Genomic DNA, 22761 nt, shown 5'->3' with positions numbered 1-22761 from the left:
CCCGCAGGGGTGGGCCGGTGCATCTCTCGATGTTCGGGCCCACGAGTCTGTCTGGCAATAGGGAAGCTACGGAAGTTTCAGTACGAAATGAACTTTTAGCGTGGCCGTAACACGTGGCCGGGCCGGATTCGGGTGGACGTCAGCTGAAGTCGCCGGCGTTGTGCCGGAGCGGTTCGAGCACCGACCAGAGCATCTTGAGCTGCTCGTCGGTCAGGCCGCTGAGCGCGAAATCGGCCGCGACCAGGTCGTTCGTGGCCCGCTCGACCAGCTCCCGCCCCGCCGGCGTGATCTCGCACAGGATCGCTCGGCCGTCGTCGGGGTGCGGGGTCCGCGTGACCAGGCCGGCCGCCTCGAGCCGCCGTACGATCGAGGTCACCGAGGTGGGATGGACCTGCAGCCGCTCGCCCATCTTGCCCAGCGGCAGCGAGCCGCGGCGGGAGAACGTGAGCAGCACCAGCGCCTCGAAGCGGGCGAACGTCAGCCCGTGCTTGCGCAGGATGTCGTCCAGTTCACCGATGACGATCTGCTGGGCGCGCATCAGCGACGTGACGGCTCGCATCTGCTCGACCGCACCCCACCGCCGGCCCCACTGCCGCGAAGCCTCTTCGATGGGGTCGAACGGCAACGCCCTCTTCCTCGCCATGCGCGAAGATTAGCCCGCCGACCGGTACCAAAGTGTCCGTGCCGTCTGGGAGGGTCCCGGTATGACGTTGTCGACGGAGCAAGCCGGGTTCTATCTGGCGCACGTGCAGGCTGAGGCCGCGCGACTGGGTGAGGTCGGCCGGATGGGCCTGGAGCCCGCCGTGCCGAGCTGTCCGGGATGGACAGTGGATTCAGTACTGCGCCATGTGGCCCAGGTGTATGACCACAAGATCGAGGTGTTGCGGCTCGGCGCGCGGCCCACGGACTGGCCGCCGGACTTCAGCGGGCGGGAGACGCTCGAGTGGTTCGACGAGGCCCGGGCGGCGATCGTGGCCGCGCTGGAGAAGGTCGGGACCGCAGCCGAGACGTGGACGTTCAGCCCGCGCGACTCGACCTCCGGGTTCTGGTACCGGCGGATGGCTCACGAGAGTGTCATCCACCGGATCGACGTCGAGCAGGCCTACGACATCGTCACGCCGATCGAGGCCGAGCTGGCGCTCGACGGGATCGACGAGCTGCTCTACCCGACCCTCGGCGGGCCGTGGTGGGAAGAGGGCGACACCGAGCACCCGGTCGACGCGACTGTCCGCATCACCGCCGCCGGGCGGTCCTGGACGATCCGCTTGGACGGCACGAGTGTCGAGATCACGCAGGGCGCCGAGGGTGACGCCGCGGCCGAGATCTTCGGTGATCCCACTCCGGTTTTCCTGTGGCTCTGGGGCCGGGTCGCCGACGACGCGATCCAGATTGCCGGCGACGAGGACGTCGTACGGGCGTTCCGCGGGCGATTGGCCGAATGCACGACCTGATGTCCTTTCGCGGGTCTCGCTGTTCGTTCCCTTCCCGAGAGACCACAGTGGTCTCAGCAGAAGGAGGGCTCCGATGCCGCAGTACCTTGCACTGACCTACACCGCGGACGTGGACTGGTTTGCGCCTGAGCAGGCGGGCGAACTCGCCGAGTACCGGCAGTTCGCTCTCGACAACGCCGAGCAGATCAAGGCGAGCGCGGTCCTGCACCAGACCTCGACGGCGACCGTCGTCCGGGTCGAGGGCGCTCGCGGCGGACCGGTCGTCACGACGGACGGACCGTACGCCGAGACCAAGGAAGCGCTGACCGGGTATTACCTGATCGACGCCGAGGACCTGGAGGAGGCCGTCAAGATCGCGGCCCAGCTCCCGGCCGCGTGGAACGGTGCGGTCGAGGTCCGCCCGGTGATCCTGGCCAGGTAGTGGCTCAGCAGTACGACGCGGTCGCCGAGACGATCCGGATCGAGGGGACCCGCATCCTCGCGACCCTGATCCGGACCGTCGGCGACGTCCAGCTGGCCGAGGACGCCGTCCAGGAGGCAGCCCTGGCGGCCCTCGGCGCCTGGCCGGTCACCGGCGTACCGCCCGAGCCCCGGGCCTGGCTCACGGTCACCGCCCGCCGCAAGGCGATCGACATCATCCGCCGGGAGCAGGCCCGGGTCGGCAAGGAGCGGGACGCGTCCGAGCTGATCGAGCTCACCCAGCCCGTCGAGACCGACCTGCTCCGGCTCATATTCACCTGCTGCCACCCGACCCTCTCACCGCCGACCCGGGTCGCGCTCGCCCTGCGAACGCTGTGCGGCCTCTCCCCTGCCCAGATCGCCGGCGTACTCCTCACCACCGAGGTCGCGACCACCAAACGCCTGACCCGCGCCCGGCAGAAGATCGCCGCCGCCCGGATTCCGTACCGCGTACCGCCCGACGACGAACTCCCGGACCGCCTCCCAGCGGTCTGCGCGGTGATCCACAGCCTCTACACCGCGGGCCACGCTCCCGTTGAAGGCGAAACGGCGTACGACGTGGATCTCTGCGCGGAGGGGATCCGGCTCGGCGAGCTGCTGCACCGCCTGCTGCCCGATCAGCCGACGCCGACCGCGATCCTCGCCCTCCTGCTCCTGACCGAAGCCCGCCGACCCGCCCGGGTCGACGCGGCCGGCGAGGTGGTCACGCTCGGCCAGCAGGACCGGACCCGCTGGGACGCCGAGCTGATTGCCCGCGGTATCGCCCTGCTCAACGACTCACTCGAGCGCTCACAGCGCCAGGCGGACGCGTACCAGCTGCAGGCCGCCATCGCCGCCGAACACGCCCGCGTATCGAGCTACGCCACGACCGACTGGACGGAGATCGTCCGCCTGTACGGCCTCCTCCTGGCCGTCGCGCCCAGTCCGGCAGCCCAGCTCGGCCAGGTCGTCGCGACCGCCGAGACCGGCGACCTGACGTCGGCGGTGGCGTTGCTGGACGCCGTACCCCGGAGTCCTCGCTGGCACGCCATCCGTGCAGAGCTGTTGGCCCGACAGTCCCGCTATGCCGAGGCGGTCGCGGAACTCGACGAAGCCCTGACAACCGCTGCGGCGAACCACCCGGAGCGTGCCTATCGGGAGCGCCGCCGCGCCCTCTTCCAGCAGTACGCCGAGGGTTAGTCGGGGTCCTCGGTCCAGTTGCCGCGGTCGCTGTTGAAGATCGACCGCGGACCCGAGGACGTCGGGGCCGGACGGGCATGGCTGGTGTTCGGCGCCGAGGTGGTCGTGGCGACCTCCTGGGCGGAGTCCATCCCGATCGGTCCGGTGCCGTCGTCATCGGAGTCGTCGTCGCCCTGCACGACGTCAACGCTCGCCGACGCACGCAGACCGGTGCGCTGGATGACCCGTTGGATGGTCAGGTCGCGGTCGTCCGGACGGCTGACCCACTTGATCTCACGGAAGCCCTGGTCCTGCGCGGCCGACTCGAAGACGAAGTGGCCGTAGCCGAAGAGCCGACCGACGATCGGTTTCTGCAGCGTGATGTCCAGGATTCGGGCGATCGGGGTGGTCGCCACGGTCTGGGAGAAGACACCCCGGATCCGCATGACTCGCATGTTCGTGACCACGAATCGGTCTCGATGCTGGGTCAGGAACTGCCAGAAGGCGTGCGCGAGCAGCACCAGCACGATGACCAGCAGCACCTGGGCGCCGCCGATGTTGGTCGTGACGAGCGCGAACAGCAGGGCGGTGGCCAGGATGACCTCGAGCACGGGCACGGTGAACACCACCCAGTGGTGCCGCACCTCGTCGATGACGACTTCGCCCTCGTCCGAGATCAGATGGCGCCGGACCTTCGGGTCGAAGATCCGGAACAGGCCTATTCCGGCCATCCACTCACTCCCCTGTCACGCCCTGTCGCGCTGCTGTGTGACCCCGTACAGCCAAGTGTCCCGCACGATCGCTCGTCACGGGACACTTTGGCAGCAGATCAGTTGAACAGCGCGGTCAGGAACGTGATCACACTCCCGAACGCGTCGCCGACGGCGGAGAACGCTCCGCCTACCGCATCGGCCGCGTTCGTCGGCTGAGTGAACAGATAGAAGCCGGCAAAGGCGATGACCGACCAGATCAACAGCTTCTTCGGCATGTCACCACTCCTCGTATCGCTTGCACTCGGTCGACTGTGTTTGAATTTGTATCACGGACTGTCACCAATTGTCACTGACTGAACACAGCCCATCGCACAATGGTCACCAGCTACAAGGTCCATTCTGTAACGGATTCGGGGGCATGGCACCCATCGGCGCGCCGCCGTGAGACGCCGATCGTGCCACCGACCGTAAATCATCCCGCATTTGCCCGAATTCGGCACAACATTCGATGAACGAAAAGCAACGACACGATGTGACACTACGTGGTCGAGTGTCACAAGGCGGCGATCAATTCGTCCGCGGCCGAATACGGATCGGTGCCCCCGTCGGCGACCTTCGCCGCCAGCACGTCCAGCCGGGCGTCACCGTGCAGGTGCGCGAACCGGGACCGCAGCGCGGTCATCGCGATCGCCTCGATCTCGTCCCGGGCCCGGCTCCGCCGCCGCTCGGTCAGTACGCCGTTCGCCCGCATCCAGTCCAGTCGTTCGTCGATCGCCGCGACCACCTCGGCGACCCCTTCATTGCGTGAGGCAACCGTCTTCAGGATCGGCGGCGACCAGGCGCCCTCGGACCGTTCGGCCAGCGCGAGCATCGCCCGCAGGTCACGGGTGACGTTCTGGACGCCGTCGCGATCCGCCTTGTTCACAACGTAAATGTCGCCGACCTCGAGGATGCCGGCCTTGGCCGCCTGGATCCCGTCCCCCATCCCGGGCGCGAGCAGGATGAGCGTCGTGTCCGCCATACCGGCGATCTCGACCTCGGACTGACCGACGCCGACCGTCTCCACGAGCACGACGTCGAAACCGGCCGCATCCAGCACCCGCAACGCCTGCGGCGTGGTCCACGCCAGCCCGCCGAGATGCCCGCGCGACGCCATCGACCGGATGAACACCCCGGTATCGGTGGCGTGATCCTGCATCCGCACCCGGTCCCCCAGCAACGCTCCACCGGAGAACGGCGACGACGGGTCCACCGCGAGTACGCCGACCCGCTTCCCGGTCTCCCGGTACGCCGAAACCAGCGCCGACGTCGACGTGGACTTGCCAACGCCCGGCGAACCCGTGATGCCGACGATGTGCGCGTGCCCGGCGTGCGGCGAGAGCGCGGCCATCACCTCACGCAGCAGCGGGGACTCGTCCTCGACCAGCGAGATCAGCCGAGCGACCGCCCGGGAGTCACCCTCCCGGGCCCGCTCGACCAGCTCACCGACAGGTGCGGTGCGACGTGGCATCTAGTTGGCTACGCGGACGATCAGCGCGTCACCCTGACCGCCGCCTCCACACAAAGCCGCGGCACCGACGCCGCCGCCGCGACGCTTCAGCTCCAGCGCGAGGTGCAGCACCAGGCGGGCGCCGGACATGCCGATCGGGTGGCCGAGCGCGATCGCGCCGCCGTTCACGTTGACCTTCTCGGCGTCGACGCCGAGCTCACGGGTGGACGCGATCCCGACCGTGGCAAAGGCCTCGTTGATCTCGATCAGGTCGAGGGCGCTCGGCTCGATGCCCTCCTTCTGACAAGCCTTGACGATCGCGTTGGCCGGCTGGCTCTGCAGCGTCGAGTCCGGCCCGGCGACCGAGCCGTGCGCGCCGATCTCAGCGATCCAGGTCAGCCCGAGCTCCTCGGCCTTCCCCTTGCTCATCACGACGACCGCACAACCGCCGTCGGAGATCTGCGAGGCCGAACCGGCCGTGATCGTGCCGTCCTTGCCGAACGCCGGCCGCAGCTTCGCCAGCGACTCGACCGACGTGTCACCGCGGATGCCTTCGTCGCTGTCGACCACGATCGGGTCGCCCTTGCGCTGCGGCACCTCGACCGGGATCACCTCGTCGGCGAACACGCCGTTCTTCCAGGCAGCCGCGGCGTTCTGGTGCGAGCGGGCGCTGAACTCGTCCTGCTCCTCGCGGGTCAGCTTGAGGCCGGTGTTGTTGGCCTGGTCGGTCAGCGCACCCATCGCCTGGTCGGTGAACGCGTCCCACAACCCGTCGAACGCCATCGAGTCCACCATCGTCACATCGCCGTACTTGAAGCCCTCGCGGGACTTCGGCAGCAGGTGCGGCGCGTTCGTCATCGACTCCATCCCGCCGGCCACGACGACGTCGTACTCACCGGCGCGGATCAGCTGGTCGGCGAGCGCGATCGCGTTCAGGCCGGACAGGCAGACCTTGTTGATCGTGATGGCCGGGACGCTCATCGGGATGCCGCCCTTGGCCGCGGCCTGGCGGGCGGTGATCTGACCGCCGCCGGCCTGCAGCACCTGGCCCATGATCACGTACTCGACCTGGTCCGGTGCGACCCCGGCCTTCTCCAGCGCACCCTTGATCGCGAACCCACCGAGCTCGGCGCCGGTGAAGCCCTTGAGACCGCCCAGCAGCCGCCCGATCGGGGTGCGTGCGCCGGCGACGATGACGGATTGGTTCCGGGTGTCAGACATGTGGTCACGATACCTGCGGGGACACTGGTACGACCCGGGTCGAGCGCTGTTGATCGGGTCACACGGGCCGCGGATCGCGGGCTCGGACCCCTAGGCTGACAGCATGGATGGGCACCTTTTCGAGGCGATCGACCACGTCGGCATCGCCGTCGCCGACTTCGACGAGGCGGTCCGTCATTACGCCGAGGTGTTCGGCATGACGGTCGCGCACGAAGAGATCAACGAGGAGCAGGGCGTCCGCGAGGCGATGCTCTCGGTGGGCGACTCGGGCTCGTCGATCCAGCTGCTCGCGCCGCTGTCGGACGCGTCGCCGATCGCGAAGTTCCTGGACCAGCGCGGCCCGGGAATCCAGCAGCTCGCCTACCGGGTCCGCGACATCGAAGCCGTCTCCGCGACCTTGAGTGAGCGCGGCGCGCAACTCCTGTACGACACCCCGAAGCGCGGCACCGGTGGATCGCGCGTGAACTTCATCCACCCGAAATCGGCCGGCGGAGTCCTCGTCGAACTCGTCGAACCGCCTGCTCCGACGGCCTGAGTGTTACGGCTCGCCGACAGGGTGTGACGGCGCGCGTAATCGGACTGCTGGCTTGGTCCGGGCGGACTACTCTGATCGAGTGCTGAAGGACAGCGCCACCGATTCTCTGCACGGGGTGCCGGCCGGGTTCCAGCACGATGCCTTCGTCTACACGTCGGACGAAGGGTTCGTGCGACGCGCGGCCTCATTTGTGCACGAGGGTCTGGCGGCGGGGGAAAAGATCGTGGCTGTATTGCCACCTGACCGGCTCGCGGTACTCCGCGAGCGACTCGGTCCGGCCCACGACCAGGTGCGTTTTATCGATATGTCTGTTGCCGGGGGCAACCCTGCGCGGCTGATCCCGCTCTGGCGCGAACAGCTCGGACACGGCCCGGTCCGCGGACTCACCGAAGCCGCGTTCGCCGGCCGGAGTTCCGCCGAGTACGACGAGGTCGTACTGCACGAGGCGCTCACCGGCATCGCGTTCGCCGACGACCACTCGTTCCAGCTGCTGTGCGCCTATGAGGCGTCCGTCGGCATCGACCCGACGGCAACCCACTCCGGCGCGGAAGCCCTTGCGGACAAGACATTCCGTACGCCGCTGCCCGACGTACCGGATCGCGCCGAGCGACTCGAGTTCAGGCTGGCCGATCTCGGGCACGTGCGGGTTTGGGTGAACGGACAGGCTGCGTCGTACGGCGTTTCGCGGGACCGGCTGGACGACCTGGCGCTCGCGCTGCACGAGATCTGCACGAACAGCATCCGGTTCGGCGGCGGCAGCGGGACGCTGGCCGTGTGGGTCGCGGACGGCGCGTTGATCTGCGACGTGGCCGACCGCGGCCGGATCGACGACCTCCTGGTCGGACGCGTGCTGCCACCCCTGGACGGATTCGGCGGCCGGGGCGTCTGGCTGGCGAACCAGCTGTGCGATCTGGTCCAGCTGCGATCCGGCGACGACGTCACCCAGGTCCGGTTGCACACCCGCCTGCGCTGAGCTGACCCGATAAGACCACTGACAACGGTGGACTGGAAAAGTGATGGTGGTCTCACCGGTCGCTCGCTGTGTTACAGGGCACAGCGTCACGTGCATACTCGACGGTAAGTTCCGCTCACACTGACCGCCGTAGCAGGAGGTATGACGTGAAGCAGATCCTCGATGCGATTCTCGCCGGTGACACCGCGGCCGTCGGTGAGCTCGACGTACCGGAGCACTATCGCGGGATCACCGTGCACGCCGACGACGCGGGCATGTTCGAGGGTCTGGAGAGCAAGGAGAAGGATCCGCGCAAGAGTCTGCACCTGGACGACGTGCCGACGCCCGAGCTCGGGCCGGGTGAGGCGCTGGTCGCGGTGATGGCGAGCGCGATCAACTACAACACCGTCTGGACGTCGATCTTCGAGCCGGTCTCGACCTTCTCCTTCCTGAAGCGGTACGGGAAGTTGTCGCCGCTGACCGCCCGCCACGACCTGCCGTACCACGTGGTCGGCTCCGACCTGGCCGGTGTCGTACTGCGGACCGGGCCCGGCGTGAACGCGTGGAAGCCGGGCGACGAGGTGGTCGCGCACTGTCTGTCGGTCGAGCTGGAGTCCCCGGACGGGCACAACGACACGATGCTCGACTCCGAGCAGCGGATCTGGGGTTTCGAGACGAACTTCGGCGGCCTCGCCGAGCTCGCGCTGGTGAAGTCGAACCAGCTGATGCCGAAGCCGGCCCACCTCACCTGGGAGGAGGCTGCCTCGCCCGGGTTGGTGAACAGTACGGCGTACCGGCAGCTGGTCTCGGCGAACGGCGCGAACATGAAGCAGGGCGACGTCGTACTGGTCTGGGGCGCGTCCGGCGGGCTGGGTTCCTACGCGACGCAGTTCGCGCTGAACGGCGGGGCGATCCCGGTCTGCGTGGTGTCGTCGCCGGAGAAGGCGGAGATCTGCCGGGCGATGGGGGCCTCGCTGATCATCGACCGGTCGGCCGAGGGGTACAAGTTCTGGAAGGACCCGGTGACGCAGGATCAGAAGGAGTGGAAGCGGTTCGGGGCACGGATCCGGGAGCTGACCGGCGGCGACGATCCGGACATCGTGTTCGAGCATCCGGGCCGGGAGACGTTCGGTGCGTCGGTGTACGTGGCCCGGCGTGGCGGGACGATCGTGACGTGCGCGTCGACCTCGGGGTTCATGCACGAGTACGACAACCGCTACCTGTGGATGAACCTCAAGCGAATCATCGGCTCACACTTCGCCAACTACCGCGAGGCCTGGGAGGCGAACCGGCTCATTGCCAAGGGCATGGTTCATCCCACCGTCAGCAAGGTCTACCCACTCGAGGACACCGCGCAGGCGGCGTACGACGTCCATCGCAACCTGCACCAGGGCAAGGTCGGCGTACTGACACTCGCGCCCACCGAGGGGCTCGGGGTTAAGAACACCGAGCTGCGGGAACAGCATGCGGAGGCGATTAATCGCTTCCGGAACAGGTAGTTGTCCCCAGGGCCCGATTGGCTGGTTTCGCCCGTGTTCTGACAGGCTTAAGGTGGGGGATTCACGCTGAGCCGCCAGAAGGGAATCTCGGGAATGCCTGACGAGTCGAGCCTGCCGTTCTTCGACCGTACGGCGACCGCGGCCGGGGGCTTCCCGGTCAGCCGTCGCGGGTACGACAAGCAGGCCGTGGACGACTATGTCCGCGCGCTGGAAATGCAACTCGTCGAGGCCCGCGGCCGCGCCGATCAGCTCCAAGCAAGTACGGCCCCGATGCAGCGCCAGCTCGACGAGACCCGGCGCCAGCTCGAGGCCAGTGCGAACCCGTCGTACGCCGGACTCGGCGACCGGGCCGCACAGATCCTCCGGCTCGCCCAGGACCAGGCGTCCGAGGCGCTCGAGGAGGCCCGTCGGGAGGCCGACGAGCTGCGCGCGAACGCGGCCAAGGAGGCTGCCTCCGCGCGGGCGACCGGTGATCGTGAGGCCGAGGACATTCGCTCCGTCGCGCTGAACGAGGCGGACAGCATGCGTCGGACGGCCGAGGGTGACGCGGCCGAGGTTCGCCGTACTGCCGAGACCGAGTCGGCCGAGGTGCTGGCCGCTGCCCGGCGCAAGGCGGAGACGCTGCAGCTGACCGCCGAGTCGCAGGCGAGCACGCTGAAGAACGGCGCGCTGCACGAGGCGGAGAAGATCCGGACCGCGATCCAGCGTGAGTCCGCTGCACTGCGGGCGCGGCTGGCGGACGAGCGGGAGCAGCAGGCGAAGGAGCTGGCCGACAAGCACCAGCAGATCGCCGCCGACACCGAGAACCTGACCACCCAGATGAAGGAGGCCGCGGAGGCCTCCGAGCGGCGGGTCGCCGAGGCGACCGAGCAGGCCCGGAAGATCCGCGCCGAGGCGGAGGAGTCCGCTGAGCGGACGATCTCGCGGGCGCGGCGGGAGGCAGAGCAGTTGCTCACCACCGCCCGGACGCGCTCCGACTCCGAGCTCGCGAACGCCGCCGACGAGGCCGAGCGGTCGCGGACGATCGTCGCCCGCGAGACCGAGCGCCTGGCCAAACGCCGCGACGGCATCCTCACCCAGATCGCCGGGCTGAACGAGATCGCCAGCAACATCGCCCGCCAGGCCGCGGAGCTGGACTCCGAGACGGCGGCACCGCCGTACGTGAGCCCGTTCGCCCGGTCCGAGGCTCCTGCCACGCAGGCACCCAGCTCGTTGGACGGGCCGGGCAGCTCGTTCACCGAGCCACACGGTGCATCCGGCAACGACTCGTACTCCGGGGCAGCCTCCGGCGGCGGCTGGTCCAGCGGCTCCCTCACGACACCCCCGGAGTCCCCGGCCCCCGCCGGCCCCACGTCGACTGGCCCCGCCTCAGGTGGTCCTGCCTCGAGTGGTCCCGCTTCGGGCGGTTTCGCTTCGGACAGTGCCGCTTCGGATGGCTTCGGCTCGGGTGGACCTGGCTCGGGCGGTTTCGCCTCCGGTGGACCTGGCTCGAGTAGTGCCGCTTCCGGTGGTCTCGTCTCCGACGGTCCTGGATCGGATTTTGCCTCGAGTGGAGCTGCTTCAGGGGGTCCTGCTTCGGGTGGTTTCGGCTCGGGAAGTCCGGGATCGGGTGGTGCTGGATCGGGCGGTTTCGGGTCGGGTGGGCAGTCGCCGAGTCCGTTCGGGGAGCCGCGGGGTACGGCCGCCACGGACAACCCGTTCACGGAGCCTGAGGGTGTGACGCCCTCCGGAGCTCGGTCCGGCAGCCCCTTCGCGCCTGCGAGCCCGGCGGGTTCCTCGTCCTTCGCGGAGGATGAGTCGGACGACGACGAGATCGGTCCGTTCACCGGTGCGAGCCCGTTCGTCGGGCTCGGCGCGGGCGACGCGCGGGTCGACGAGACCCGGATCGACACCGGCCTGCGGGTCGACCCTAAGGACGCCGACGACCTCGCCAGCAAGACCGCCGGCGGACCCGCCGATCCCACCGACTCTCCCTCAGCCTCGACCGACTCCGACTCCGCGGACGCCGACGCCGACGCCGACGCCGACGCCGACGCCGACGAGGATGACGACGACCCGGTGGACTCGACCAGGATCGACGAGTTGCGCCTCGATGACCTCGCGAACGAGCAGACTCCTGTCTCGGCGGAATCGAACGGTTCGGCCACGGACAAGAAGACCGACGAGGCCAAGAAGTCCGGCTCGCGATCCCCGAAGGACAAAACGACGTGACACCACCCGGCGACGAAACCTCCACAGCGGAGCCCGGCGAGGAGATCGCCGAAGCCGCAGAGGAAGCCAAAACCGCCGCCGCGAAAGCTCAGGCAGCCGCCGACAAGAGCGAAGACGCCGCCGAACAGGCCGGTGAATCCGCCGAAGAGGCCGATGACTCGGCCGACGAGGCGAAGACGGCTGCCCACAAGGCCGACGACTCGGCCGACGAAGCCGAGGAGTCGGCGGACGACGCGAAGGCGGCTGTCCACAAGGCGGCCGCCGACGAGGACAACATCGCCGACGAACTCCTGATCGAGGAGCGGCACCCGGACGTCGGCATGGGCGTACCCGGTGCGCCGCTGCGGCGGTCGAGCCCGTTCATGTTCGGTTTCTTCGCGGCTCTCGGCGTACTCGTCGCCTGGGGACTGTGGAACGCGCTCGGCCAGGCCCGCTCGGTCCTCATCCTGCTGCTGGTCTCGATGTTCATCGCCGTCGGCCTGAACCCGCTGGTCGAGTGGTTCATGCGCCGCGGCATGAAGCGCGGCCTGTCGGTCGGCGTGGTGTTCCTGCTGATGATCCTGGCGGTCGCCGGCGTCGGCTTCGCGATCGTCCCGGTCGTCTCCGACCAGATCAACAGCCTGATCAAGAACGCGCCCGACTGGCTCGACCTGCTGCAGAAGTCGAAGTCGCTCAAGGAACTCGACAACCGGTACCACTACATCCAGAAGGCCCAGGAGTACATCCAGGATCCGGCCCTGGCCCAGCGGGCGTTCGGCGGCATCCTCGGCGTCGGCAAGGTGGTGGCCGGTGCCCTGTTCAACACGTTCACGATCCTGATCCTGACGCTGTACTTCCTGGCGTCGCTGCCGTCGGTGAAGCGGGCGGCGTACAGCCTGGTCCCGCGCACCCGCCGTACCCGCGTCTCGATCCTCGGCGACGAGGTCCTGACCCGCGTCGGCGGTTACGTCAGCGGCCAGTTCATGGTCGCCCTCTGCGCCGGCGTACTGATGTTCATCTTCCTGGAGATCATCGGCCTGCGGGAGTACGCCGTGGCGCTGGCGATCGTGGTGATGTTCTGCGACTTCATCCCGATGGTCGGCGGCCTGATCGGCGTCGTGGTTGTCGCCCTGATCGGCTTCACCTCCGGTCTCTGGACCGGAGTCGCCTGCCTGATCTACGGCATCATCTACCAGCAGATCGAGAACTACGTCGTAGCCCCCCGCATCATGCGCCGGGCCGTGGACATCCCCGGCGCCGTCACCGTCATCGCCGCCCTCCTGGGCGGTGCCCTCCTTGGCGTGGTCGGCGCCCTCCTAGCCATCCCCTCCGCCGCCGCCATCCTCCTCATCATCCGGGAAGTCTGGGTCCGCAAAGCCGACGCTTCCTAAATTCTCTTCACACAGCAGCGCCGCGTGGGACTACCCCACGCGGCGCTGTTTTGCGTCCTGCTCGCCACAGCTTCTGCTCGACAGCTGAGCTTTGGCCCATCCCTCGCAGGACCACGATGGCGATGGACTCTTACAGCAAAAGGCGCGGCCGCTCGATGTGACCTTTCCCCTTGTGGATAAGGGATTTCGGTGGGGTTCCGATTTGGCGAAGATCATGATGGGACCTAGAATAGAACACATGTTCGAAGAGGAACTTACCGCGCTGTCGACGACCGACCTACTGGAGTCGGCCGCCGAACACCGGGCCGAGATCAACCGGCTCGAAGCCCGCCTCCTCGCTCATGCCCAGATATTTGCCGACCGCAACCACCCCGACAGCTCTCCACGCTGCCCCGGCCGTCGCGATGCCGATGGCCGTGAGCGTGGGGTCGTTCTCGGTGGTGACGGCTGTCCCGAGATCGCCGAGTTCGCCCCGGCCGAATTCGGCGCCGTCCTCGGGATGTCGACGTATGCGGCCGCCGCCTATATAGGCCAGGCCCAGGCACTGCAACATCGGTTCCCCCGGATCTGGGCCAAGGTCCAAGACGGCACCGCCACACCCTGGCGCGCCCGCAAGATCGCCACCGCCTGCCACGATCTCAGCGAAGAATCCGCCGTCACCATCGACGAACGCCTCGCCCGCTGCGTCGACACCGTCACCCCACAACGCCTTGAGAACATCGTCACCGCCGCCCAGGCCCACGCCGACCCCGAAACAGCCCGCGCCAAAGCTGAGCAGAAGAAGCGCGAACGCGGCGTCCACCTCGGCCGCTCCGACGAACACGGCAACAAAACCATCTACATCCGCACCGGATCCGGCCACGCCATCCGCTTCAACGCCACCATCAACAGCATCGCCGACGCCCTCAAAATCTTCGGCGACACCCGCTCAACACAATCCCGCCGCGCCGACGCCGTCGGCATCATCGCCGACTCCCCCTACACCCAAGAACTACTAACCCAAGCCCAACACCACCTCCGCACCAACCCACCCGCCCCAGACCCCGCACCGGCCGTCAACCCCGACATCGATCATGCTGCTGCGCGTGAGGTCCCGCGCAGTCGTGCCATCACCAGGGCACCGCGAACGATCCATTCGAACGACGACGAGCTGCTCACCGACTGGACGAATCACGACGCACGGACCCCGCACGTCGAGCCCAGCTCGTACGACGAACCTGGCCAGTACGACGAGTCTGGACCGTACGATGAGGCTGACCGCGACGCGCCCCACCCCAGCGAGGTCGACCTCCCCGACCCACTCGACAACCCCGGCCCGACGCCAGCCGAGTCATTCGATCCCGGCATGTGCTTCGAACCCGACGACGGCGAGCCCATGGATGCAGCCGCCCAACGAGCTCTCCACACTCGCCTCGCCCATATCAAACACACGGCACACACCAAACGCGCGAACACTGGCACTGGCACCATCCGCACAGGCGGCGCGGGCGGCACAGGCGGACAACTACGCCCCGGGCAGACCGAGCTCTACATCCACCTCACCGACCACACCCTTGCCACCGGCACCGGCGTACTCCGCGCCGAAGCCATCGGCCCCCTCCTCGCCGACCAACTCACTGAACTCATCGGCCACGGCCCCTACACCGTCAAGCCGATCATCGACCTGAACGACGCCATCAGCGTCGACGCCTACGAAACCCCCGACCGCATCCGCGAACGCACCAAGCTCACCCACCCAGTCGAACTCTTCCCCTACGGCACCCGAGAATCCCACCAAGCCATCGACCTCGACCACATCCAGCCGTACGACCCCCTCGGCCCACCTGGCCAAACCAACACCGCCAACCTCGCGCCCCTCGGTCGTCTCAGCCACCGAGTCAAGACCCACGCCCACGGCTGGTCAGTCCACCGAATCGACCATAAAACCCTCGAATGGACCACACCCCACGGATTCACCTTCCACGTCGACCCCAACGGAACCCACCGAATCACCAGCCCTCACCCCGACTGCCCAACCTGATGCAAGCCACCGACCCCGCCACCCCACTGGCTACGATCACGCCCTGCCAGGAGACCCATCGGAACCAGGAGGCGCCTGGGAACAGGAGGCTCCTCGGAAACAGGAGGCCCATCGAGGGTGTGGGCCGCTAAGCTCACGGTCGGAACGGAGCATGCGCTCGGGCGGAAATACGTAGTCCACAGCCGGTGATAGCGGCGCGCGATCGTCCGGCGCGACCTCGGCTACCCCGTCCGCGCGAGTTCAGGGGAGTTCAGGCGAGCTCGTGCCGTGGCTGCAGTGGCTGCCGTGGACCAAGCCACCTCGGCATCGGCCCGTCCGATTATGTGGCCTGGCTGGACGACCCGGAAGGAGCACCCTATGGATCATCACGGCCAAGCGGCCGATGAAGTCCCAGCTGACGGACATGCCCCGCCCGTGCAGGTCTTGATTATCAGTGGGCCGGTCGGCGTGGGCAAGACGTCCGTGGCGCACGAGATGTTCGATCAGCTGAGTGAGCGGGACATCCCGCACGCGGTCATCGACATCGATGCCCTCGGCATCAGTTGGCCGTTCGGCAACGGCGATCCCTTCAACAACCAGATGGCCATGCGCAACCTCGCCGCCATCTGGTCCAACTTCGCCGCAGCCGGCGCAACCCACGCCGTACTCCCCCGAGTCATCGAAACCGAAGCAGACCTAACCCCGTACCGCCAAGCAATCCCCAACGCCACCTTCCAAATCTGCCGCCTGACCGCCACCCCCAGCACCCTCCGCCACCGAGTCACCCAACGCGAACACGGCACCTCCCAAGAGCCCCTAATCGCCCGAGCCCTCCACCTGGCCAAATCCCTGGAACACTCTCCCACCACGTTCACAGTCGACACCACCAACCGTCCCCTCCCAGCCATAGCCCAAGAGGCCCTAACCAAAGCCGGCTGGCTCTAGCAACAGCGCTAGACGCGCTTCCACAGTGCAGCTCGGGCCGGGGCGTGCTCGTCAGGTGAGGGTCCTTCGACGAGCTGTCCGGCTTCGATCAGCAGTACGCGGTCGCGACGACGTCCGGCCGGGTCTGTGAGAACAGCCCGAATCGTCAGCTGCGCCGGAGACCAGTCCTGTACTTTGACCGGTCTCGGGTCTGTGCCGAGTGCGGTGAGGGAGATCCGGCGCGTACCGCCGAGGATGCGCGGAGCAAAGTCCAGTTTTAGTCGCTGCCCGTCGTCGCGTTCATACACGCCGGCCAGCGCGCGGTCTACCGGCTCGGCATCGCCCCGCACTCTCGGCCTGGAGCGCGTGCCCACGTCGCGGGTCAGGCTCGAACGCAGCCGACTGCCATACGTTCGAACGTGCTCCCGAGCGGCCGGGGTCAGCTGGGCCCTCTCCGACGTCGACCAACCCCAACCCCCGCCCAGGAGCATCAACAGGTTCTGCAGCGCGAAGTAGTCGGCTCGCGTGTCCTGGGAGAGGAAGAGCCCGCCCTTCTGGAAGTACCAGACTCGAAGGCTGGTGGCGAGGTTCTTCGCCTCGGTCTCGGAGAACGACGACTCCGCGGCGTACTTCGCGAGCGGTTCGAGTCTCGCCCAGAGATCGGCGTACGCCGTGACGCGTCTGCTCCGGAGGTCGGCGTCGTAGTCCACCACCATCTTGCTCCTGGTGCCGAGATACGTAAGAACCCCGGACACCACCGCCCCGACCACAAGAGTCAACGTAGACAGCAGAACCGCAGTCATCCGTGCATCACCCCGCCCCCTTCATGCGAGGCTACGCGCGCCGCACGCAAGCGAGCTAGGGTCCGGCGAGTTTGGTTACTTCGGGGGTTGGGTTGGCGTGGAAGGCGCAGGCTCGGGGGTAGCCGGCTAGGCAGCCTCGGGTGGTCATGAGGGCTGTGTAGTAGTCGATGTAGCGGAAGCCGTACGTTTCGCCGCGGGCGAAGGCCTGGTGGCGGATAGCGGAGATCCAGCGGTAGAAGGCCTCGTCGGGGATGGGGACGTACTGGGTGGGCTGGAAGCCTTCCATGTCCTCCCAGTTCTCGGCGTGGAGGAACGTTCGTACGCCGTGTCTCGGCAGCTCGTGGTCCATCGGGAGGCCGGCCAGGAAGCGGGCGCGTTCGGTCAGCCGGGCGGCGTTCTCGTGGTCGCTGTGGATCGAGTGCTTCCAGTGGGTGATGAGCGTGTCCGGTTGCTTCTCGCGGATGACCGTGGCCAGCTCGAGCGCGACCTCGTCGGTGTCGGCGAGGAAGCCGTCGCTCTGGTCGAAGACCATGAAGTCGGCGCCGATCGCGGTCGCGAACGCCTCGCCCTCGGCGATCTTCTGCTTCTTGTACTCGGCCGGCGTCAGCCGCGGGTGACCGCGCTCCCCCGGCGTCAGCGCGACGATCGTCACGCTGGCCCCCTCCAGCACCAGCTTGGCCAGGGTGGGACCGGCGGTCAGGTCCATGTCGCCGATGTGCGCTCCGACGGCGAGCACTGTTCTGGTCACAACGGTCTCCTCACTTCAGGCCACTCAGTACGACGCCGCGGACGTAGTACTTCTGGAACAGCAGGAACACGACGAGCACCGGCAAGGTGCTGATCACCAGGCCGGCCATCACGATCGGCATGGTGCGGTCGGGATCGAGGAAGCTCTGCAGCAACTGGATGCCGACCGGAAGGGTCTGCAGATCGGGATCCGAGGACGAGATCAGCAGCGTCCAGATGTACTCGTTCCACGTCCCGATGAACGTGATCAGGCCGAGCGTGATCGCCACCGGCTTGGTCTGCGGGAGCACGATCAACCGCCACGTCTGCCACTGGTTCGCGCCGTCGATCTTGGCCGCCTCGAGCATCTCGTCCGGCAGCGAGACCATGAACTGGCGCATCAGGAAGATCCCGAACCCGCTGACCGCGAACGGCAGGATCAGCGCGACCAGGCTGGTGGTGAGACCACCGTCGCCGCCCCGGCCGAGGATGTCGTTGCCGCCGGCCAACGGCCAGTTCAGCATGATCAGGAACGTCGGGATCAGCAGCAGGAACGGCGGCAACATCATCGTCGCCAGGATGAACCGGAAGATCACCGCCCGCCCGCGGAACCGCAGCTTCGCCAGCGCGTACCCGGCCATCGACGACGTCACCAGCACCGACACCGTCACGCTGATCGTGACGATCACGCTGTTCCGGAACAACCGCACGAGCTCCAGCTGCGAGAACGCCGAGCGATAGTTGTCGAAGCTGAAGGACTTCGGGAAGAGCTTGTACGGAATCACGCCGTACTCGCCCGGACCCTTGAACGAGCTCATCACCATGTCGAGGAACGGCATCACCATCGCGACGCCGCCGATGATGACGATCAGGTACGCGAACCAGGGGAACCCGCCACGACGACGCTTCACGAGGTCTCCTCTCCGCGCCGGCGAGCGATCCACAGCTGCAGCAACGTGATCACCAGGATGATCACGAACAGCACCATCGCCATCGCACTCGCCGTCCCCCAGGCGCCGAACTTGAACGCCCGCTGGTACATCTCGAACGCCGCCACGTTCGTCGCGTTGACCGGCCCGCCGTCACCGGTCATCACGATGATCAACGCGAAGGACTGCAGCCCACCGATGAACTGCGTGATCAGCACGAACAACAGCGCCGGCCGCAGCAACGGCAACGTGATCGACCAGAACATGTGCCACGCCCCGGCCCCGTCCACCTCGGCGGCCTCGTAGTACATCTCCGGGATCGCCTTCAAACCAGCGGTCAGGATCAGTACGGCACCACCGATCGAAGCCCAGGCGTGGACGACTGTCACGGAAGGCAGGGCGTACGACGCATCCGACAGGAACCCGACACTGTTGACGCCGAGCTTGTTCAGTACGCCGTTGATCAGCCCGGCCGGCTGGTACATCATCTTCCAGACGTTGCCGATAGCCACCACCGTTGCGACCACCGGCAGGAAGTACAGCACCCGCCAGAAGCCCTGGAACGACAGCCGATCGATGCAGTAGGCAACCAGCACGGATCCGAAGGTTGCCAGCAGCACCGACCCGAAGGCGAACAGCAACGTGTTCACCAGGATCGGCTTGACGAAGGACCCGTCGAAGCTCAGTACCTCGCGGAAGTTCCCGACCCCGGCCCACTGGATCGTGCCCAGGTCGAACCCGCCCCAGTTCGAGAACGCCAGCACGATCGCGAAGATGAACGGCAGGATCAGGAACACGCAGAAGAACAGCAGCACCGGCGTGAGGAACAGGTACGCCGCCCGTCCCTCCCGATGCAGCCGACCGGTCTGCCGGGCCGGCGCCGCGACGGCACCTGCCCGGCTGACGAGGGTCGTCATTGCGGTTTGACGGCCTTGGCCGCTTGCGCCAGCGCGTCGTCCGGATTCTTGCCATCAGCAAGGACCGTCATGATCGCGTTGTGCAGCGCGGTCTTCGCCTCGTACGCCCCCGGCTGGTTCGGTTCCGGCATCGCGTACGTCGTCGCGTCGTAGATCGGGGTCAGGTTCGGGTCGGTCAACGACTTCCGGTACGTCGCCTGGTCCGCCGTACGGGGCGGGATCAGTCCCTGGTCGGCCAGCCACTTGCCGGTTGCGGTGACGCCGCCGTCCGTCTTGTGCTCGTTGAGCCAGCTGAGGAACTTCCAGGCCTCGTCGGCGTGCTTGCTGCGCTGGTTCACGCCCATGAAGAACCCGTACGCCAGCGACCCCTTGCTCCCCGCGGTCGGTCCGGGGATCGCGGTCACCCCGACGTCGGAGGAGTACTTGTCCTTCATCTGGGTCTTCAGGCTGCCGATCCACCAGCCGGCCTGGATCGCCATCGCGACGCCACCGCTGCGGAACTGCTTGGTCGGCGAGATCGAGGTGTTGGACGCCTTCGCGGCCGCGAGATCGCCCTCGAACTTCAGCGCCGCCTTGCCTTCCGGGGTGTCGAACTGGGGTGCGCCGTCCGGACCGAGGAAGGTGCCACCGGCCGAGTCAAGCAGGGACAGGAACGGGTGTACGGACTTGTTGTCGCCGTCCTGGATCAGGCTCAGGCCCTCGACCTGGATGTTGCCCTTACTGTCCCGCTTGACCGTCTTGCGAGCCGCGTCCGCGAGCTCGGCCCAGGTGGTCGGCGGCTTGGTGATGCCCGCCGCGGCGAGGATCTTCTTGTTGTAGAAGAGCACGTAGGTGTTCAGCTCGGTCGGGTACCCGAGCAACATGTCGCCGGTGGTGACCGCGCCCTGCGCAGCCGGGCTGTAGTCGGCCTTGATCTTCTTGGCGATGTCGTCCGGCACCTTCGCCACGACGTTGGCCTTCTGGAGCTGCCCGCCCCACAGGCCGTACGCACTGACGATGTCCGCACCGCGGCCACCGGTCTGCCGGACCGTCAGCGTCGTCAGCAGGTCGTCGAACTTGACGACCTCTGCCTTGACCTGGATGTTCGGGTTGTCCTTGTTCCACTCGGTGATCATCTTGTCGAGCCCGTCCTTCGACGGCCCGTCGCTGTAGTGGCTCAGCAGCGTGAGCTGGACCTTGCCGTCGCCACTGCCCGAGCCACTGCCCGAGCCGCTGCCGCCACCGCAGGCCGCGGCGGTCGCCAGCAAGCTCGCTACCACAGCCAGTCGGAGTCCACGTGAGATGCGCATTTAATCCCCTACCTTCGCCCGGAGGATGGTGAATGTGCGGGTGATGCTGAACCCCGTCTTGAGATAGAGCTGCCCGGCCGCCGACTGCTCGCCGGTCCACAGGAACCAGGCACTGTGCGCGCCGAGGGCAACCATCCGCTCGAGCGTCAGGTGCAGCAGCACCTTGCCGAGCCCGGTGCCACGCGACGCGGGCAGGACGCCGAACGGCCCGAAGCGATCGATCACACCCTCGTAGGTGCCGTGCATCGCCCAGCCGAGGATCCCGCGGCCCGGATCACGGGCCACCACGATGCGATCCACGGGCATCCCCGCGACGACGGCCTCGCGGATCGCGCGGGCCCAGTCCGGGTTGAAGTCGTCACCGGCGATCGTGATCAGCGACGTCAGCTCGTCGCCGGTCGGTGTGCCGAAGGTGTAGCCCTCGGCCGTCAAAGCCTGGATCCGGTCCCGCACCTCGGCCGGGATCTCGTACCCGACCAGGCTCCGGTCCATCGCGACCGCGTCGTACTGGCGCTGGAAGCCGAGGTCCGGGAGCAGTCGCGCGGCCGCCGGATACCGGTCGGTGTCGAGTCCGGGGAGGAAGTAGTTCGGTGTGTACGACGAGAAGAAGACCTCGGACCGTCCGCACGAACGCAGCCAATCCATTGCCGCGGTCAACAATTCCCGGCCGAGTCCGCGACCCCGGTGGGCCGGGTGCACGAAGAAGAACGGGATCCAGCCGCTCGCCGGTTCCAGGTCGTCGGAGTCGACGGCGATCAGACGTCGTACGGCGTACGCGGCACCGACAATCTGATCGTCGACGATCGCGACCTTGAGGCCGGCGGCGTCGAAGTTGCGGTCGAGCAGGAACAGGTCCCGGAAGCGCTGATAGCCGATCGGATCCGTCGGCGCCGCCGCGGTCCACACCTCCGCCAGCCGGGGACCATCGCCGACCTCGAACGAGCGAATCATCACAAGCTCCCGTCATAGAGCAGTACGCCGGGCCGCACCCAGCCCGCCGGCGTGGTTGCCGCAGGCAAGAGATCCAGCGGATCGTCGCCCGCCTCGAGCGCCTTGCGGAGTGAGTCCGAACCCCACAACTTGTCGAGCGACGGGAGCAGACCGAAGTCGTCCGGATAGAGCTCCCGCAGTGTCCGCAGCATCACCAAGGCAGTGCGGACCGGCTCGTAAACCGACTGGTCAACCACGTGCAGCTGTACGCCGGACACCGCCTGACCCGCGTACTTGCTGAAGACCGGCTCGAACCAGGTACGCCGGAACACGACGCCCGGCAACTCCCCCAGCGCCGGGATGAACCGGTCGTCGACGTACGGCGCCCCGATCGTCTCGAACGGCCGCGTCGTACCGCGGCCCTCGCTGAGATTGGTGCCCTCGAAGAGGCCGGTGCCCGGGTAAACGAGGGCGGTGTCGCGCGTCGGCATGTTCGGCGACGGAGGCACCCAGGGCACCCCGACCGCGCCGGCGCGGGTCCACCCCTCCATCTCGACAACCGTTGCCGTGCCCAACTGAAGTGCGAGCTCACCGATGGTCAGACCATGCCGGAGCGGGATCGGCGCGCGACCCACGAAGCTCTCGAAGCCCGGCTCGAGCACCGGCCCTTCGACGCGTACGCCGCCCAGTGGGTTCGGCCGGTCGAGGACGATGAACGGCTTGCCGAGGCGGGCAGCCGCCTGCTGGCAGTCGTACATCGTCCAGATGTAGGTGTAGAACCGCGTCCCGATGTCCTGGATGTCGAAGAGCAGCGCGTCGACACCGGAGAACAGGTCGTCGAGCTCACGGCCCTTACGGCGATACGTGTCGAAGACCGGCAGCTCGGTGTCCGGGTCGACGCCCTCGGCCTCACTCGCGCCGGCTTGTGCAGTACCGCGAAGGCCGTGCTCGGGTCCGAACAGCGCGGTCAACTGCAGACCCGCGTCGAGAAGTCCGACCGAGGCCGGCGTGAGGTCCGGCAGGACGCCGGTGAAATTAGTGATCAACCCGAGCCGGCCGTCGCCCACAAGCCCCGGCTCTGCGATCAATCGCTCCACGCCAGTCCGCACCGCCATGGGTGGAAAACTTACCGACGTGCTCCGATGAAGGTCAATGGATTACGGACAAACGTTTTCCTGAATGAGAC

Annotated in this window: 22 protein-coding genes; 10 read left to right on the top strand and 12 right to left on the bottom strand. The window is 67.4% G+C overall.

Annotated features, from left to right (window positions below; translation table 11 throughout):
- Positions 1-139: 139 nt before the first annotated feature.
- Positions 140-643, bottom strand: a complete 504-nt coding sequence (locus tag AB0L70_RS09735; RefSeq protein ID WP_363681998.1) for a MarR family transcriptional regulator — start codon at positions 641-643, stop codon at positions 140-142.
- Positions 644-704: 61 nt separating this feature from the next.
- On the opposite strand from AB0L70_RS09735, the gene AB0L70_RS09730 reads away from it, so the two are divergent.
- From AB0L70_RS09730 to AB0L70_RS09720, 3 genes are all read left to right on the top strand, one after another.
- On the top strand, positions 705-1451 hold the full coding sequence (locus AB0L70_RS09730; RefSeq protein WP_363681996.1) for a maleylpyruvate isomerase family mycothiol-dependent enzyme: 747 nt from the start codon (positions 705-707) through the stop codon (positions 1449-1451).
- A gap of 73 nt (positions 1452-1524) precedes the next feature.
- Entirely contained in the window at positions 1525-1872 is a 348-nt protein-coding gene (locus AB0L70_RS09725) for a YciI family protein (RefSeq protein ID WP_363681994.1), read from the top strand.
- Complete coding sequence (locus AB0L70_RS09720; protein ID WP_363681992.1) at positions 1872-3089, top strand: DUF6596 domain-containing protein; 1218 nt, start codon at positions 1872-1874, stop codon at positions 3087-3089. The genes AB0L70_RS09725 and AB0L70_RS09720 overlap by 1 nt, the downstream gene beginning before the upstream one ends.
- Here the strand turns inward: AB0L70_RS09720 and AB0L70_RS09715 are convergent.
- From AB0L70_RS09715 to AB0L70_RS09700, 4 genes are all read right to left on the bottom strand, one after another.
- Positions 3086-3799: a PH domain-containing protein gene (locus tag AB0L70_RS09715; protein ID WP_363681990.1), complete on the bottom strand. Its 714-nt coding sequence runs from the start codon at positions 3797-3799 to the stop codon at positions 3086-3088. The two genes, AB0L70_RS09720 and AB0L70_RS09715, sit on opposite strands and share 4 nt — an antisense overlap.
- Positions 3800-3897: 98 nt before the next feature.
- Positions 3898-4056 (bottom strand): hypothetical protein, encoded by a 159-nt coding sequence (locus tag AB0L70_RS09710; protein WP_363681988.1) that lies wholly within the window; start codon positions 4054-4056, stop codon positions 3898-3900.
- 278 nt (positions 4057-4334) lie between these two features.
- On the bottom strand, positions 4335-5291 hold the full coding sequence (gene meaB, locus AB0L70_RS09705) for a methylmalonyl Co-A mutase-associated GTPase MeaB (protein WP_363681986.1): 957 nt from the start codon (positions 5289-5291) through the stop codon (positions 4335-4337).
- Positions 5292-6491, bottom strand: coding sequence for an acetyl-CoA C-acetyltransferase (locus tag AB0L70_RS09700; RefSeq protein ID WP_363681984.1), 1200 nt, complete (start codon positions 6489-6491; stop codon positions 5292-5294).
- Positions 6492-6594: 103 nt separating this feature from the next.
- Here AB0L70_RS09700 and mce point away from each other — a divergent pair, with 103 nt between their 5' ends.
- From mce to AB0L70_RS09665, 7 genes are all read left to right on the top strand, one after another.
- Complete coding sequence (gene mce / locus AB0L70_RS09695; protein ID WP_363681982.1) at positions 6595-7026, top strand: methylmalonyl-CoA epimerase; 432 nt, start codon at positions 6595-6597, stop codon at positions 7024-7026.
- Between the two features lie 79 nt (positions 7027-7105).
- On the top strand, positions 7106-7999 hold the full coding sequence (locus AB0L70_RS09690; RefSeq protein ID WP_363681980.1) for a sensor histidine kinase: 894 nt from the start codon (positions 7106-7108) through the stop codon (positions 7997-7999).
- Between the two features lie 146 nt (positions 8000-8145).
- Entirely contained in the window at positions 8146-9477 is a 1332-nt protein-coding gene (ccrA, locus tag AB0L70_RS09685; RefSeq protein ID WP_363681978.1) for a crotonyl-CoA carboxylase/reductase, read from the top strand.
- Positions 9478-9570: 93 nt separating this feature from the next.
- Positions 9571-11688, top strand: coding sequence for a hypothetical protein (locus AB0L70_RS09680; RefSeq protein WP_363681975.1), 2118 nt, complete (start codon positions 9571-9573; stop codon positions 11686-11688).
- Positions 11685-13058 carry an AI-2E family transporter gene (locus AB0L70_RS09675; protein WP_363681973.1) on the top strand — a complete coding sequence of 458 codons (1374 nt, stop codon included), beginning with the start codon at positions 11685-11687 and terminating at the stop codon, positions 13056-13058. The genes AB0L70_RS09680 and AB0L70_RS09675 overlap by 4 nt, the downstream gene beginning before the upstream one ends.
- A gap of 91 nt (positions 13059-13149) precedes the next feature.
- Positions 13150-15078: a DUF222 domain-containing protein gene (locus AB0L70_RS09670; protein ID WP_363681971.1), complete on the top strand. Its 1929-nt coding sequence runs from the start codon at positions 13150-13152 to the stop codon at positions 15076-15078.
- Positions 15079-15492: 414 nt separating this feature from the next.
- Positions 15493-16002: a hypothetical protein gene (locus AB0L70_RS09665; RefSeq protein ID WP_363681969.1), complete on the top strand. Its 510-nt coding sequence runs from the start codon at positions 15493-15495 to the stop codon at positions 16000-16002.
- An 8-nt stretch (positions 16003-16010) separates the two neighbouring features.
- Here the strand turns inward: AB0L70_RS09665 and AB0L70_RS09660 are convergent, their stop codons facing one another.
- Genes AB0L70_RS09660 through AB0L70_RS09630 form a run of 7 tightly spaced genes read right to left on the bottom strand, consistent with a single transcriptional unit; the run spans position 16011 to position 22690 of the window.
- Complete coding sequence (locus AB0L70_RS09660; protein WP_363681967.1) at positions 16011-16784, bottom strand: hypothetical protein; 774 nt, start codon at positions 16782-16784, stop codon at positions 16011-16013.
- A gap of 55 nt (positions 16785-16839) precedes the next feature.
- Positions 16840-17532, bottom strand: coding sequence for a PIG-L deacetylase family protein (locus AB0L70_RS09655; protein WP_363681965.1), 693 nt, complete (start codon positions 17530-17532; stop codon positions 16840-16842).
- Between the two features lie 10 nt (positions 17533-17542).
- Positions 17543-18421: a carbohydrate ABC transporter permease gene (locus tag AB0L70_RS09650; protein WP_363681963.1), complete on the bottom strand. Its 879-nt coding sequence runs from the start codon at positions 18419-18421 to the stop codon at positions 17543-17545.
- Entirely contained in the window at positions 18418-19356 is a 939-nt protein-coding gene (locus AB0L70_RS09645; protein ID WP_363681961.1) for a sugar ABC transporter permease, read from the bottom strand. Before AB0L70_RS09645 ends, AB0L70_RS09650 begins: the two co-directional genes overlap by 4 nt.
- Complete coding sequence (locus tag AB0L70_RS09640; protein WP_363681959.1) at positions 19353-20645, bottom strand: extracellular solute-binding protein; 1293 nt, start codon at positions 20643-20645, stop codon at positions 19353-19355. The genes AB0L70_RS09645 and AB0L70_RS09640 overlap by 4 nt, the downstream gene beginning before the upstream one ends.
- Positions 20646-21596: a GNAT family N-acetyltransferase gene (locus tag AB0L70_RS09635; RefSeq protein ID WP_363681957.1), complete on the bottom strand. Its 951-nt coding sequence runs from the start codon at positions 21594-21596 to the stop codon at positions 20646-20648.
- Positions 21596-22690, bottom strand: a complete 1095-nt coding sequence (locus AB0L70_RS09630) for a DUF1343 domain-containing protein (protein WP_363681955.1) — start codon at positions 22688-22690, stop codon at positions 21596-21598. Before AB0L70_RS09630 ends, AB0L70_RS09635 begins: the two co-directional genes overlap by 1 nt.
- Between the last annotated feature and the right edge of the window lie 71 nt (positions 22691-22761).

This window comes from Kribbella sp. NPDC051952 (genome assembly GCF_040680855.1).
GTDB lineage: Bacteria > Actinomycetota > Actinomycetes > Propionibacteriales > Kribbellaceae > Kribbella.
Note: the sequence above shows the minus strand (reverse complement) of the source record. Positions and strands in the feature narration are given on the sequence as shown.